The organism is Solibacillus sp., assembly GCF_040273735.1.
In the GTDB taxonomy this organism is placed as follows: Bacteria; Bacillota; Bacilli; order Bacillales_A; family Planococcaceae; genus Solibacillus.
The window spans coordinates 390917-403774 of sequence record NZ_JBELZM010000001.1; the positions used below are offsets into that span (position 1 = coordinate 390917).

Here is a 12858-nt window from a genome sequence, read left to right on the forward strand (position 1 = left end):
GGAGGAGGTTGGACAAAATGGCTTTATGGTTAGGAATTACACTTATCGTCGTAGCTTTAATCGGGGGCGTGGCAATTGGGTTCTACGCAGCTCGTCAATATATGATGAAGTATTTAAAAGAAAACCCGCCAATTAATGAACAAATGATTCGCGTGATGATGGCACAAATGGGACGTAAACCGTCTGAAAAACAAGTGCGTCAAATGATGGCTCAAATGAACAAATTCCAAGATAAATAATGAAAAGTTGGACTACCTTTCGCATTCTATTGAGTGAAGAAGGTAGTTTTTATTTTCTGCAAACAAAAATTCAGAATATTTTGTTGAAAAGAAAAATAATCTAGTCTATCCTTATATAGATTGTAAGTATTGGAGGGAAGAAAATGGCAACAGAGAAAACGAATGTAGAGAGCTTTGATTTGGATCATACGATAGTGGTCGCACCGTATGTACGTTTAGCGGGCACAAAAGAAGGGGCGAAGGGCGATGTCGTGACAAAATATGATATCCGCTTTAAGCAGCCGAACAAAGAGCATATGGAAATGCCGGCACTTCATTCACTGGAACATTTAATGGCAGACCGTATCCGCAATCATAGTGACGCGGTTGTCGATATCTCGCCAATGGGCTGTCAAACAGGCTTTTATGTCTCCTTTATGAACTATGATGACTACGAAGGCGTGTTGGCAATTTTGGAAAAGACCGTTCAGGATGTGTTGGCGGCGACTTCTGTTCCTGCCTGCAATGAAGTCCAATGCGGTTGGGCGGCAAGCCATAGTTTAGAAGGTGCGCAACAGTTGGCAAAAGAATTTTTAGCCAAACGCGGTGAATGGCATATCGTTTTTAATGATTAATAGGAAACGTGTAGTGCCCTCATTTAATTGGGGGCTTTTTTGTGTTCCGGTCTCCAAACGAAAAAGCACTTCCTGTTCAATAAATGAACAGAAAGTGCTTATTTCTTTTAGATTAAAGAATCTGTTGTATTGCGGTATGCCGGTACATAGTCATGCAGGAACTTGGCTACCGTTTGTTCATAGTCACCCGGGTTATCGTTGAATGATTTCGCATGCTCTCCTTTTTCAAACAGTTTCAGCATTTTAGGTTCGGGTTTTAGTTCGAACAGTTCTTCGGTCATTGAGGAAGGGATGAAATCATCCGGTGTACTGTGAATAAAGAGGACGGGCTTTTGAATTTGTTTTACAGCATCAACCGGCATTACTTCTTTTACGGAATAGCCGTCGCGGATTCGCATGAAAAAGTCGGCGAAAGGAAGTGTATATTTCGAATCGATCGGTACAACACTTTCAAAGATTTGTTTTAGAAGCTCGGGGAAATTCGAAAAAGCACAGTCGGAAACATAGAAATCCGCATTATCTGATAACGTGCCTGCATAGAGCAGTGTCGTTGCCGCACCCATTGATTCCCCGTGAATACCGAGCAGGGCATCTTCCCCGGTGATATTTCGGATCGTTTCGACTACTGCCTGTAAATCGTATTTTTCGTAATGGCCGTAACTTGTTGTTTTTCCTTGAGATTCTCCGTGACGGCGATGATCATATACAAATGCATTAAAACCAAGCCGTTCAAACATTCGGGCATAGCGCATCGAGTTAATTTTATTTTCAGTGACGCCATGGCAGATGATGACTGTATTTTTCGTTTCCAAAGGTTTTAAATAGATGCCGCTTATTTTATAGCCATTTGGAGAATCAATCAGTAAAATTTCTTTCGGGCAGCCTTCATACCATGCTTCATCAAAGCGTTTTGCCGCAATTTCGCGTTCGCGGATGAAGGCATCGTCCTTTTTCTTTATATACATAATGTGATTTGTCATCACGACACCAGTGATCGTTGTAGCAGCTGCCAGCAGCGTTGTTACAATACTGCCAGATAAAAACAGTGTACGTTTTTTCATGAAAATCACTCCTTAATTAATTTAATATTCGATGAATTATTGGGATAAATCAACTAATATGTATCTATTTATTACTGGAAACTTTTGTGTGAAAAATGCAGAATATTTGATAAAATCTTTGTAAGCAAGTAATTGATTATATTTGCTCACAAAGGGACCATTCACAATAAAGGGGGATATATTCATGACAGAAGTTGTAATAGTAAGTGCAGTACGTACGCCAATTGGTGCTTTTCAAGGGGCATTAAAAGATATTTCGGCTACGGCTTTAGGGAGTATTGTAATAAAAGAAGCATTGAATCGTGTTCAATTAGATCCATCAACAGTTGATGAAGTTATTATGGGGAATGTTCTCGCAGCAGGTTTAGGTCAAAACCCGGCAAGACAGGCAAGTATACAAGCGGGTCTTCCATACACAGTTCCAGCGATGACAATTAATAAAGTATGTGGTTCAGGCTTAAAGGCCGTTCATTTAGCAGCACAGGCAATTATTGCCGGGGATGCGGAAGTAGTTGTCGCTGGAGGCTTTGAAAATATGAGTCAAGCACCATATATTATGCGAAATGCAAGAGAAGGTTTCCGCATGGGAGATCAAAAACTTATCGATACATTAATTCAGGATGGCTTATGGTGCGCATTTAATGATTACCATATGGGGATAACTGCTGAAAATCTATGTGATCAATATGAAATTTCTCGTCAGGAACAGGATGAATTTGCAGCACGTTCTCAAGCCCGTGCATCGGAAGCGATTTCCGCTAATAAATTTGCTGAAGAAATTGTTCCTGTAGAAATTCCTCAACGCAAGGGGGAGCCGGTTATTTTTTCACAAGATGAATATGTGAAACATGGAACAACAGCAGAAAAATTAAACGGATTACGACCTGCCTTCAAGAAAGACGGTTCGGTTACTGCAGGGAACGCATCCGGAATTAATGACGGAGCTGCAGCAGTTGTTGTTATGTCAAAGCAGCGCGCTTTTGAATTAGGTCTTACACCACTTGCTACAATTGTTGCAAATGCCAGCGCAGGGGTTGATCCTTCTGTAATGGGGATTGGACCGGTAACGGCAGTGAAAAAAGCTTTGTCGAAAGCGAATGTAACATTGGATGAAATGGATTTGATTGAAGCGAATGAAGCATTTGCTGCTCAGGCGATTGCAGTTGATCGCGAATTGGCGTTCAATCATGATAAACTAAATGTAAATGGCGGGGCAATTGCACTTGGTCACCCAATCGGGGCAAGCGGAACACGCATTTTGGTTACATTATTACATGAAATGCAAAAACGGGATGCAAAATTAGGTCTTGCAACATTATGTATTGGTGGCGGGCAAGGTGTTGCAACAATTGTACAACGCTAAAATTAAATGTAGGTGAAAATGATGGCAAAAAAGAAACAGCAAAGAACGGCGAATGAATTCGAGCTTCCAAAAGATAAGGCGGCAACATTGGCTGATCAGTTAGGCGGCGATGTATTGGCCAAGCTAAAGGCAGCGAAGCAGGAAATGGTGGCAGACGAAAAGGCGCAAGAAGAAGAACGTCTGGCGAAAGCAGCATTCGAACGCAAACAACGCGAGAAAAATATGAGCTTTGAAGAACTGTTAAATCAATACGGAGACAAAGGTTCGAAATTTTAGCAGAATCTAAAGCGACCCATATGGAAGCTTAACAAATATGAAAAGATAGCACACTTATATTCGTGTGCTATCTTTTTTGAATACAACAATAATAAGTTTTGCGAACACCAACAATGTTAATGCACCACATGCATCGAGTATGACATCTTCTACGAGGCCGCTGCGACCCGGAATCATACTTTGGCGGTATTCATCGAGGCTTGCAATTATTACGGCTGTCACAAAGGCAAGAACGATTGGAAAGTGCCACTTCAGTTTTCGGTATAAGGTATAAAATAGAACCGCTAATAAACCGTATCCGAAGAAATGGGTTGCTTTCCGGATAAGAAACTCAAGGAATTGAAAATAGCCTCGTGTTTCAACCGATATAATTTTTCCCCAATATGGAATTTCAAACTGACTTAACCATGCTTCAAAAGGTTTGTCTTTTAATAGATCCTTTAACGCGGGAACAATCGTTTGCTGTTCATAGCTCATATTTGACATTACCATGACAACGATTATTCCTATGATTACGAGAACAATCCACTTTTTCATCTATGCTCGGTATAACGGTCGGTTTTTGTCCAGCTGTCGATCTCCGAAATATTTTGCAGTGTTTGCGCTTTTTCGTACGCATCAAGATTTTGCTGGAGTTGCATGACCGTACGCGCCCCAATAACTGTTGAAGCAACCGTTGGGTATTGTAAATTGAAAGCGAGGGCAGTTGCATGAACATCACCGAATTGCTGTTCAATTTTTTGCAGCACATCTTTTGCTGCCGCTTCATCATAGCTCATATAGGACTTTAAGCGTGTGCGCCATTCATTCGTCAGCAAGCCTTTTGCAATCGATCCGCGTGTTACGACAGAAGCACCAGTCTGTTGAATCTGGTCGAAAAATTCGCTTGCACGTTCATCAAAAATATTAAACTGCATCATATTGCTGATTGCATTACTGTTTTGCAGATATGGCATGAAAACATTCGGTCGGATAGAGGAAATGCCATATTCGCGAATAAGTCCTTCTTTTTTCAGACTTTCAAATGTGTCGGTAATTTCTTCCCAATTATCTTCGGTCGTACCGCCATGTAACTGGTAAAGATCCAAGTAATCTGTCTGTAGTCGTTGCAGGCTGTCGCGGACCGCTTTATTAATATAATTTGCGGATGTATCCCAGCTCCAACCGTCTTTTCCTTCTTCCCAACGATTCCCGACTTTAGAAGCCAGATAAATATTGTTGCGGTGATGCTTCAGTGCCGCGCCAACAACTTTTTCATTTTCCCCCTGATTATACAGATCGGCGGTATCAAAATAATTAATGCCTGCATCAATTGCAGCATGAATGACCTCTTCTGCTTCTGCTGGATTTGGAGGTAATGACATACAGCCTAAACTAATTTCAGAAATATGAAGATTGCTTGTCCCTAATTGTCGTTTTTTCATGTTAATTCCTCCCTGGTTCAATATTTTAGAAAAGCTCTTACTAATGGTACAATGAATATAAGCAAGAGAACAAGTGGAGGCATGGTCATGAAAAAATTCGAAGAAAAAACTATTCAATCCCAACCCATCTATTCCGGGAAGGTTATTTCATTAAAAGTAGACGATGTATCGCTTCCGAATGGTGAAACAGGGAAGCGTGAAATTATTAATCATCCAGGAGCAGTTGCAGTAATTGCCATCACGGAAAACAATAAAATTTTACTTGTTGAGCAGTACCGTAAAGCTCTTGAACGTTCCATTGTGGAAATTCCTGCCGGTAAGCTGGAAAAAGGGGAGGAGCCTATTGTAACGGCCCGCCGCGAACTAGAGGAAGAGACAGGGTATACGTCTGATCATTTCGAATTTATTCAGGCTTTCGCTACTTCACCCGGATTTGCGGATGAAATTATTCATATTTACGTAGCAGAAAAGTTAAAAAAATTAGACATTCCTGTTGAATTAGACGAAGATGAATTTGTAGAGTTAATGGAAGTATCACTGGAAGAAGCAGAAGCGATGGTTACAGACGGCCGTATTTACGATGCCAAAACAGCATTTGCGATTTTATGGCTGAAGTTAAAAATGAAATTAAATCAATAATTGTTTACGCATAAGGACAATTTATGTGCATAAGTTGTATGGACAAGGAGGCGTCCAAATGCGTAAATATCTATATATTCAATATACTTCGATGATCGTCGTATGTTTCATTTGTGGTGTGGTTTGTTATCAGTTATTCGATATTGAACAAGTGCAGCAAATTATTAAATACAGTGATCGTAGACTGCTCCAAATGGAAAAACCTGAATTGCTTTGGAGTGTAGTTCCTTTCATAGTTGCCTTAAGTATTGTATTATTCTTTTCGACACATAAATATTTGCCACGTATAGGCCTTATCTTTATTGCAATAAAAGTAACATTTTTAGGCTTTAGCTCGGTGTATTTACTTGTACAGCATGAATCTATTAAACTCTATGCATTTTGGTGGTTTCCATTTCAGTTAATCTATTGTGTATTATTAATTATGCTCTATCAAATAACTACTAAAACTACGAGTAGACGAGCATTGAAAACGGTAATGCCATGGAATAAGATCATTTTCCTGATAGTCGTGATGGTAATTGTTTTTGGAGTCGAAAATTTAGCAATTACTTATTTATTTAAATAATCATTGTCTTGTAATGAGATTTACTCATTTGGTATAATGAAAAGAGTTTAGGAGGGCGTCACATATGGAGAGCCGTATTGATCGAATTAAAAAGCAACTGCATAGTGCGAGCTATAAGCTGACGCCACAGCGAGAAGCAACAGTAGCGGTTTTACTGGAGCATGAGGAAGATCATTTAAGTGCTGAGGATGTTTACTTATTAGTAAAAGAAAAAGCACCAGAGATTGGACTAGCTACTGTATACCGTACATTGGAGCTTTTAACAGAGCTGAAAATTGTCGATAAAATTAATTTTGGTGATGGGGTGTCCCGTTATGATTTACGTCAAGAGGGCGCGAAGCATTTCCATCATCATCTAGTTTGTATCGAATGTGGCGCAGTAGATGAAATTCAAGAAGATTTACTAGAAGATGTAGAAGAAATTGTGGAGAAACGTTGGAACTTTATAATCAAAGATCACCGTCTGACATTCCATGGCATCTGCTGGCGTTGTCATGATAATAATGACAACTCTGGAGACAGCAATGCATAATCTATAATCAAAAAAGGGACAGCATATTTTGCTGTTCTTTTTTTGCGCCCTATTTTGCTTTTGCCGGATAATTATAATGGGCAGGCGAGCATATGCACAAAAAAACTCTATTTCCCTCGGTTGAGGGAAATAGAGTTTTAGATATTATTTATTTTCCCGGATGATGGGCAACAATTAGAATCTTACCTGCATCCAGATCATTCTTTGCAGTGGCATGTTCACTTTCGCCTACACCGATGTCAGCAAGCTGATGGTGCAAATCTTCCGGAGTACTTTGGAAGAAGTTTTTAATCGAAGCCAGTAAGCCTTTGTCATTTTCCGTTGTTTCAGGAGTTTTGCTCGCATCAACATTGAAAAAGTCGGCAATATCTTCCGCGCGTTTATTGCTGTTTGCGAAAACATGAATATGATCGCGATCATAACCTTCGTTAATAAATGATTCGATTACTGATTTTGCCTGCACACCGTTTTCTACTGATTTGATAACTGCCATATATATACACTCTCCTTTGTATGAATACTAGTGTTATTCCCGAATCCCTTAAATTAAAACGTTAAGAGTTTCATACAATCGTAATTCAGCTTTCAGGAGAACGTGCATACAGATGGAAACTATCTTGTTAAAACGGCTACTGTTCTATTAGATCGTGCATTTTTTTGATTTCTAAAAATTGCAGCTGGTGGCCATCAATTTCATGGATTTTAAATGCATAGTTTTCGAAAATAAATGTATCCTCAATATTCAGGTCAGGCATGTTTGTGAAGTACCAGCCCCCGATTGTATCAACATTCGATTCTTCAATATCAAGAAACAGCAGTTTAGAAACATCTTCAAGCAATACTTTTGAATAGACTAAATAATGGTCTTCACCGATTTTACGAATATCTGAAACTTCATCATCGTCAAACTCATCGCGAATTTCACCGACAAGTTCTTCCAAAATATCTTCTACGGTAATCATACCGCTCGTTCCGCCATATTCATCAAGTAGAATCGCAATGTGAATACGCTTTTTCTGCATAATTTGAAGCAAACTTTGAATCGGTGTAGTTTCAATTGTGCGAACGACCGGATTAATATAGTCTTCCAATTTAAACGTTGCCGGATTGATTCGATTATTCATACCGAGTGTTAAAAAGTCTTTAATGTTTAAAAAACCTAATATATTGTCGCGGTCCCCATCGTAAACCGGGTAGCGTGTATAGCGTTCCTCTGAAACTTGTGTTAAAACTTCTTCGAACGTTGCAGTTACATCAAAGCCAACAATATCTGTACGGGGAACCATAATTTCGCGAGCGATTTTATCATCGAATTCAAATACATTGTTTACATATTTTAATTCGTTTACATTGATCTCGCCGGATTTATAGCTCTCCGATAGAAGCAGGCGCAATTCCTCTTCCGTATGAGAGAGTTCATGTTCGCTCGCTGGTCGCATCCCGAACAATTTTAATAATAAACGTGCTGAACCATTTAACAGCCAGATTAATGGGAACATAAGTTTATAGAATAATTGTATAGGCTTTGCGAATGCCAGTGTAATAGCTTCCGCTTTTTGGATGGCAATTGTTTTAGGTGCAAGTTCACCTACTACTACGTGGAAGAATGTCGCTAAAAAGAATGCGCCACCCAATGTAAACCAATGAATATATTCTGTGCCAATTCCAATCGATTCAAATAGTGGGTGAAGTATAAACTCAAATGTGGATTCACCGACCATACCGATCCCTAGCGCTGTTACCGTAATACCTAATTGACATGCCGATAAATATTCATCAAGGTGGGATGTTACATTTTTAGCTGAAATGGAACCGGCTTTACCCTCAGCTACAAGTTGGTCAATACGGGATTGACGTACTTTTACGATCGCAAATTCCGTTGCAACAAAAAAGGCCGTAAAAGCGATTAAAACCGCGAAAATAATTAAGTTAATGATTGTGGTCAAACGAGCGTCCTACTCACGAAGTAGAACGTTCACCTCCTAGTTATTTAAAATTAATAATAGTGATTGCATGAGTGCAACACTTTCAGGCGAAACTTTTTTACGGAGTTTCTGCCGTTCTTTGTCATCTAAATGTTCCATTAATACCGTTACATCATGTTCAAGCTTGCGCATTTGCAAACGAATATCCTGAATATCGATTTCTTCGGGTTCCTCTTTTGAAGGGCCAAGTGAGCGGTGAATTTCTTCGAGGCACTTGCCAAGATTCTTCTGCTCCTCAATCCAGTGTATACGTTCAATCATCTCTTTATCATAGTAGCGATAATTGGATGCCGAACGTTCAACTTTTAGAAGGCCCAAATTCGTATAATAATCAATTGTTCGTTTTGTCACGCCAGTTGCTGTAGCAAGCTCTCCGATTTTTAGTTTGTCGATCCCAAATTATCACCTCGATCTGTCACGTTTTACTTTCAAGAATACCGTATATAGTGCATTTTGTAAATGGGATGATATCATATGTGAAAGCTGTACTTCACTGAAAAAATGAATGAACGAAGGATAAAACGTCACTTCAATTGTACGAAAATGGTAATATAAATGTATAGAATGCAAGAGGGGCGATTAATATGCAAGCTTTAAAAGATTCAATAGAAGATTATCTACATTTTATTAAAGTCGAACGTCAGCTATCTGATAATACATTACAATCCTATAAGCGTGATTTAGTCGCATATGCCCGTCACATCCATCATGAACAGCAGATCATGGAGTTTGATAAAGTTATGCGTGAACATATTTTGCTTTATTTGGACAGCTTAAGGTCTGTAGGAAAATCATCGAAGACGATATCGAGACAAATTTCATCGATCCGTTCTTTTCATCAGTTTTTATTGAGGGAAAAAGTGACGAATCAGGACCCTACCGTTCATTTGGAAATGCCTAAAAAAGAAATGTCTTTACCAAAAGTATTATCAATAGAAGAAATTGATGCACTTTTAACAGCACCATCCGTCGAAAAACCACAGGGCACTCGGGATATAGCCATTTTGGAAATGATGTACGGTTCCGGGATGCGCATAAGTGAACTGATTGAACTGAACTTGGAGGATGTTCATATGACAATGGGCTTCGTCCGCGTATTTGGTAAAGGCGGAAAAGAACGTATTATACCGCTTGGACGAAGTGCGATTTCTGCCTGTGTAAATTATTTGGAACAGGCGAGACCTCAGCTTTTAGGCGCTGCACCTAAAAATGATGCGTTTTTCATTACGCAGAGAGGGAAAAGATTCACGAGACAAGGCTGCTGGAAAATCATCAAGGAGCATGCGGCAACAGCAGGTATTTCCAAAGAAATTACGCCGCATGTTCTGCGCCATTCCTTTGCGACACATCTGATTGAAAATGGTGCCGATTTGCGTGCAGTACAGGAGCTTCTAGGGCATGCAGATATATCAACGACACAAATTTATACACATGTAAGTAAGACCCGTTTATCGGAAGTATATAAACAATTCCATCCGCGTGCTTAAAAACGCCAAAATCGCGTAAGACTAATGGAGAGCTTAACTTTTTTCTATTATAAATAAATCTTTTGAAATCGGATGTCTGACCTTTACTTTGTTTATGCGTTTTATGTAAAATAGAATGGAAGAAGAGGAGTTGAAAGCATTATGCAACCGTTTAAGAAAGTACATGTAATTGTAATGGATTCTGTTGGTATCGGTGAAGCACCTGATGCCGATAAATTTGGCGATGCTGGCTCAAATACATTAGGACATATCGCAGAAAAAATGAATGGCTTAAATATGCCGAATATGGAGAATTTGGGTTTATCGAATATTCGTGAACTTAAAGGAATTAATAAAACTGAAAAATCTGCTGCATTTTACGGCATGATGCAGGAAGCATCTGTTGGTAAGGATACAATGACAGGGCACTGGGAGATTATGGGGCTGAACATCGATACTCCGTTTAAAGTATACCCGGACGGCTTTCCCGCGGAACTGATTTCTAAGTTGGAAGAAGCTACTGGCCGTAAAGTACTTTGTAATTTACCTTACAGTGGAACCGCTGTCATTGACGATTATGGTCCTGAACATATGGAAACAGGTGCGATTATTGTGTATACATCAGCAGACCCGGTTATGCAAATTGCAGCACATGAAGAAGTTATTCCTGTAGAAGAACTTTATAAAATTTGTGAAATTGCACGTGAATTAACATTGGATGCTGAATTTTTAGTAGGTCGTGTAATTGCCCGTCCGTTTGTTGGCGCACCAGGCAACTTTACACGTACATCAAACCGGCATGACTATGCATTGACGCCATTTGGACGCACGACAATGGCTGAAATGAAAGACTCGAATCTTGATGTCATTGCGATCGGTAAAATTTCGGACATCTTTAATGGTGACGGGGTAACGGAAGCAATTCGTACGAAAGACAACACGGATGGTATGGATAAAATGGCGGAAGTTGTTCGTCGTGATTTCCATGGTATCAGCTTCCTGAACTTAGTGGACTTTGATGCGAACTTTGGACACCGACGTGATCCGATCGGCTATGGTCAAGCATTGGAAGAATTTGATCGTCGTTTACCGGAAGTTCTGGATGCATTATCAGCGGATGATTTGCTGATAATAACGGCTGACCACGGAAATGACCCGACATTCCCTGGCACAGACCATACACGTGAATACGTACCATTACTTGTTTACTCACCGCGCTTTACAGCAGGTTCAGAATTGCAGTTACGTGAAACATTTGCGGATATTGCAGCAACAATTGCAGATAATTTTAATATTGCAGCACCGCAGTTCGGAAAAAGCTTTTTATCAGAGCTGAAATAAGGAGGATTTTCCATATGAGAATGGTAGATATTATTGAAAAAAAACGTAACGGCGAAGAATTGACAACAGCTGAGATTCGTTTCTTTGTAGAAGGATATACAGATGGCACGATTCCTGATTATCAGGCAAGTGCCTTATGTATGGCAATTTACTTTCAGGATATGACAGATCGCGAACGTGCGGATTTAACAATGGCAATGGTTGAGTCAGGTGACCAAATTGACCTTTCTTCAATTGCAGGCGTAAAAGTAGACAAACACTCAACGGGCGGGGTTGGCGATACAACAACATTGCCATTAGCTGCAATGGTAGCTGCTGTCGGTGTTCCGGTAGCAAAAATGAGTGGTCGTGGTTTAGGCCACACAGGCGGTACGATCGACAAGCTGGAAGCAATTGAAGGTTTCCACGTTGAATTAACAAGTGAAGCGTTTTCAAAGCAAGTAAATGAAATCGGCATGGCTGTAATCGGTCAATCAGGCAACTTAACACCAGCGGATAAAAAGCTTTATGCGCTACGTGATGTTACAGGAACGGTTTCAAGCATTCCGCTAATTGCCGGTTCAATCATGTCGAAGAAAATTGCTGCAGGTGCAGATGCAATTGTTCTTGATGTTAAAACAGGTGACGGCGCATTTATGAAAACGGTTGAAGATTCAATTAAACTTGCCGAAGCTATGGTGAAAATCGGAAATAACGTTGGCCGTAAAACAATGGCAATTATTTCCGATATGAGTCAGCCTTTAGGATATGCGATCGGAAATGCGCTTGAAGTTCAGGAAGCGATCGATACATTAAAAGGTAAAGGTCCAGCTGATTTAAATGAACTTTGCTATACATTAGGATCTCAAATGGTTGTTGTTGGCGGAAAAGCAAAAACAATCGAAGAAGCTCGAAAAATGCTGGAGGAAGTTGTAGCTAACGGGGCAGCATTGGAAGTACTGAAAAAATTCATCACTGCTCAAGGCGGGGATGCTTCGGTCGTTGATGATCCATCTCGTTTACCTCAGGCGAAATTCAAATTTGATGTACCGGCAAAACAGGCTGGCTATGTCTCAAAAATTGAAGCGGATGATATCGGAACAGCTGCAATGCTTCTTGGTGCAGGTCGTGCAACGAAGGAATCTGAAATTGATTTAGCGGTGGGGCTTGTCCTTCATAAAAAAGTAGGCGATCAAGTCAAAGAAGGCGAATCACTTATGACAATCCATGCTAATACAGAAAATGTCGACGCAGTATTAGATAAGATTTATACACATGTATACATTTCTGCAGAAAAAGTCGAAGCGCCTAAATTAATCGAAGCAATTATTACACAATAACAAAAAAATGGGAGTCTTTCGCAATCTGGAA

General features: G+C 39.9%; 16 protein-coding genes. 10 read left to right on the plus strand and 6 right to left on the minus strand.

Annotation, left to right across the window (positions count from 1 at the left end):
* Positions 1 to 17: 17 nt before the first annotated feature.
* Both ABS917_RS01915 and ABS917_RS01920 read left to right on the plus strand, forming a co-directional pair.
* Positions 18 to 239: a YneF family protein gene (locus ABS917_RS01915; protein ID WP_008408061.1), complete on the plus strand. Its 222-nt coding sequence runs from the start codon at positions 18 to 20 to the stop codon at positions 237 to 239.
* A 143-nt stretch (positions 240 to 382) separates the two neighbouring features.
* On the plus strand, positions 383 to 853 hold the full coding sequence (locus tag ABS917_RS01920) for an S-ribosylhomocysteine lyase (RefSeq protein ID WP_350477421.1): 471 nt from the start codon (positions 383 to 385) through the stop codon (positions 851 to 853).
* A 107-nt stretch (positions 854 to 960) separates the two neighbouring features.
* On the opposite strand, the gene ABS917_RS01925 is transcribed toward ABS917_RS01920, so the two are convergent.
* Positions 961 to 1914, minus strand: coding sequence for an alpha/beta hydrolase (locus ABS917_RS01925; protein ID WP_350477422.1), 954 nt, complete (start codon positions 1912 to 1914; stop codon positions 961 to 963).
* 184 nt (positions 1915 to 2098) lie between these two features.
* Here ABS917_RS01925 and ABS917_RS01930 point away from each other — a divergent pair, with 184 nt between their 5' ends.
* Positions 2099 to 3277 carry an acetyl-CoA C-acetyltransferase gene (locus ABS917_RS01930; RefSeq protein ID WP_350477423.1) on the plus strand — a complete coding sequence of 393 codons (1179 nt, stop codon included), beginning with the start codon at positions 2099 to 2101 and terminating at the stop codon, positions 3275 to 3277.
* A gap of 21 nt (positions 3278 to 3298) precedes the next feature.
* Entirely contained in the window at positions 3299 to 3553 is a 255-nt protein-coding gene (locus ABS917_RS01935; protein WP_350477424.1) for a YqkE family protein, read from the plus strand.
* A 54-nt stretch (positions 3554 to 3607) separates the two neighbouring features.
* Here the strand turns inward: ABS917_RS01935 and ABS917_RS01940 are convergent, their stop codons facing one another.
* Both ABS917_RS01940 and ABS917_RS01945 read right to left on the minus strand, forming a co-directional pair.
* Positions 3608 to 4090, minus strand: a complete 483-nt coding sequence (locus ABS917_RS01940) for a VanZ family protein (RefSeq protein WP_350477425.1) — start codon at positions 4088 to 4090, stop codon at positions 3608 to 3610.
* Positions 4087 to 4977, minus strand: a complete 891-nt coding sequence (locus ABS917_RS01945) for an aldo/keto reductase (protein WP_350477426.1) — start codon at positions 4975 to 4977, stop codon at positions 4087 to 4089. The genes ABS917_RS01940 and ABS917_RS01945 overlap by 4 nt, the downstream gene beginning before the upstream one ends.
* Before the next feature lie 87 nt (positions 4978 to 5064).
* On the opposite strand from ABS917_RS01945, the gene ABS917_RS01950 reads away from it, so the two are divergent.
* The 3 genes from ABS917_RS01950 to fur all read left to right on the plus strand — a co-directional run bounded on the left by ABS917_RS01950 (position 5065) and on the right by fur (position 6716).
* Positions 5065 to 5616: an NUDIX domain-containing protein gene (locus tag ABS917_RS01950; RefSeq protein ID WP_350477427.1), complete on the plus strand. Its 552-nt coding sequence runs from the start codon at positions 5065 to 5067 to the stop codon at positions 5614 to 5616.
* A 58-nt stretch (positions 5617 to 5674) separates the two neighbouring features.
* Positions 5675 to 6184, plus strand: coding sequence for a hypothetical protein (locus ABS917_RS01955; RefSeq protein ID WP_350477428.1), 510 nt, complete (start codon positions 5675 to 5677; stop codon positions 6182 to 6184).
* A gap of 64 nt (positions 6185 to 6248) precedes the next feature.
* Entirely contained in the window at positions 6249 to 6716 is a 468-nt protein-coding gene (gene fur / locus ABS917_RS01960) for a ferric iron uptake transcriptional regulator (protein ID WP_079525722.1), read from the plus strand.
* Between the two features lie 148 nt (positions 6717 to 6864).
* On the opposite strand, the gene ABS917_RS01965 is transcribed toward fur, so the two are convergent.
* From ABS917_RS01965 to ABS917_RS01975, 3 genes are all read right to left on the minus strand, one after another.
* Positions 6865 to 7209 (minus strand): YflT domain-containing protein, encoded by a 345-nt coding sequence (locus ABS917_RS01965; RefSeq protein WP_350477429.1) that lies wholly within the window; start codon positions 7207 to 7209, stop codon positions 6865 to 6867.
* Between the two features lie 136 nt (positions 7210 to 7345).
* Entirely contained in the window at positions 7346 to 8662 is a 1317-nt protein-coding gene (locus ABS917_RS01970) for a hemolysin family protein (protein ID WP_350477430.1), read from the minus strand.
* 36 nt (positions 8663 to 8698) lie between these two features.
* Positions 8699 to 9052: a MerR family transcriptional regulator gene (locus ABS917_RS01975; protein WP_483316041.1), complete on the minus strand. Its 354-nt coding sequence runs from the start codon at positions 9050 to 9052 to the stop codon at positions 8699 to 8701.
* Between the two features lie 233 nt (positions 9053 to 9285).
* On the opposite strand from ABS917_RS01975, the gene xerD reads away from it, so the two are divergent.
* The 3 genes from xerD to ABS917_RS01990 all read left to right on the plus strand — a co-directional run bounded on the left by xerD (position 9286) and on the right by ABS917_RS01990 (position 12827).
* On the plus strand, positions 9286 to 10188 hold the full coding sequence (gene xerD / locus ABS917_RS01980) for a site-specific tyrosine recombinase XerD (protein ID WP_350477431.1): 903 nt from the start codon (positions 9286 to 9288) through the stop codon (positions 10186 to 10188).
* 141 nt (positions 10189 to 10329) lie between these two features.
* Positions 10330 to 11508: a phosphopentomutase gene (gene deoB, locus ABS917_RS01985; protein WP_350477432.1), complete on the plus strand. Its 1179-nt coding sequence runs from the start codon at positions 10330 to 10332 to the stop codon at positions 11506 to 11508.
* 14 nt (positions 11509 to 11522) lie between these two features.
* On the plus strand, positions 11523 to 12827 hold the full coding sequence (locus ABS917_RS01990; protein WP_350477433.1) for a pyrimidine-nucleoside phosphorylase: 1305 nt from the start codon (positions 11523 to 11525) through the stop codon (positions 12825 to 12827).
* The last annotated feature ends 31 nt before the right edge of the window (positions 12828 to 12858 follow it).

Coding starts and splice junctions, on each gene's coding strand:
- ABS917_RS01915 (WP_008408061.1), top strand. CDS start 18: ATGGCTTTATGGTTAGGAATTACACTTATCGTCGTAGCTTTAATCGGG.
- ABS917_RS01920 (WP_350477421.1), top strand. CDS start 383: ATGGCAACAGAGAAAACGAATGTAGAGAGCTTTGATTTGGATCATACG.
- ABS917_RS01925 (WP_350477422.1), bottom strand. CDS start 1,914: ATGAAAAAACGTACACTGTTTTTATCTGGCAGTATTGTAACAACGCTG.
- ABS917_RS01930 (WP_350477423.1), top strand. CDS start 2,099: ATGACAGAAGTTGTAATAGTAAGTGCAGTACGTACGCCAATTGGTGCT.
- ABS917_RS01935 (WP_350477424.1), top strand. CDS start 3,299: ATGGCAAAAAAGAAACAGCAAAGAACGGCGAATGAATTCGAGCTTCCA.
- ABS917_RS01940 (WP_350477425.1), bottom strand. CDS start 4,090: ATGAAAAAGTGGATTGTTCTCGTAATCATAGGAATAATCGTTGTCATG.
- ABS917_RS01945 (WP_350477426.1), bottom strand. CDS start 4,977: ATGAAAAAACGACAATTAGGGACAAGCAATCTTCATATTTCTGAAATT.
- ABS917_RS01950 (WP_350477427.1), top strand. CDS start 5,065: ATGAAAAAATTCGAAGAAAAAACTATTCAATCCCAACCCATCTATTCC.
- ABS917_RS01955 (WP_350477428.1), top strand. CDS start 5,675: ATGCGTAAATATCTATATATTCAATATACTTCGATGATCGTCGTATGT.
- fur (WP_079525722.1), top strand. CDS start 6,249: ATGGAGAGCCGTATTGATCGAATTAAAAAGCAACTGCATAGTGCGAGC.
- ABS917_RS01965 (WP_350477429.1), bottom strand. CDS start 7,209: ATGGCAGTTATCAAATCAGTAGAAAACGGTGTGCAGGCAAAATCAGTA.
- xerD (WP_350477431.1), top strand. CDS start 9,286: ATGCAAGCTTTAAAAGATTCAATAGAAGATTATCTACATTTTATTAAA.
- deoB (WP_350477432.1), top strand. CDS start 10,330: ATGCAACCGTTTAAGAAAGTACATGTAATTGTAATGGATTCTGTTGGT.
- ABS917_RS01990 (WP_350477433.1), top strand. CDS start 11,523: ATGAGAATGGTAGATATTATTGAAAAAAAACGTAACGGCGAAGAATTG.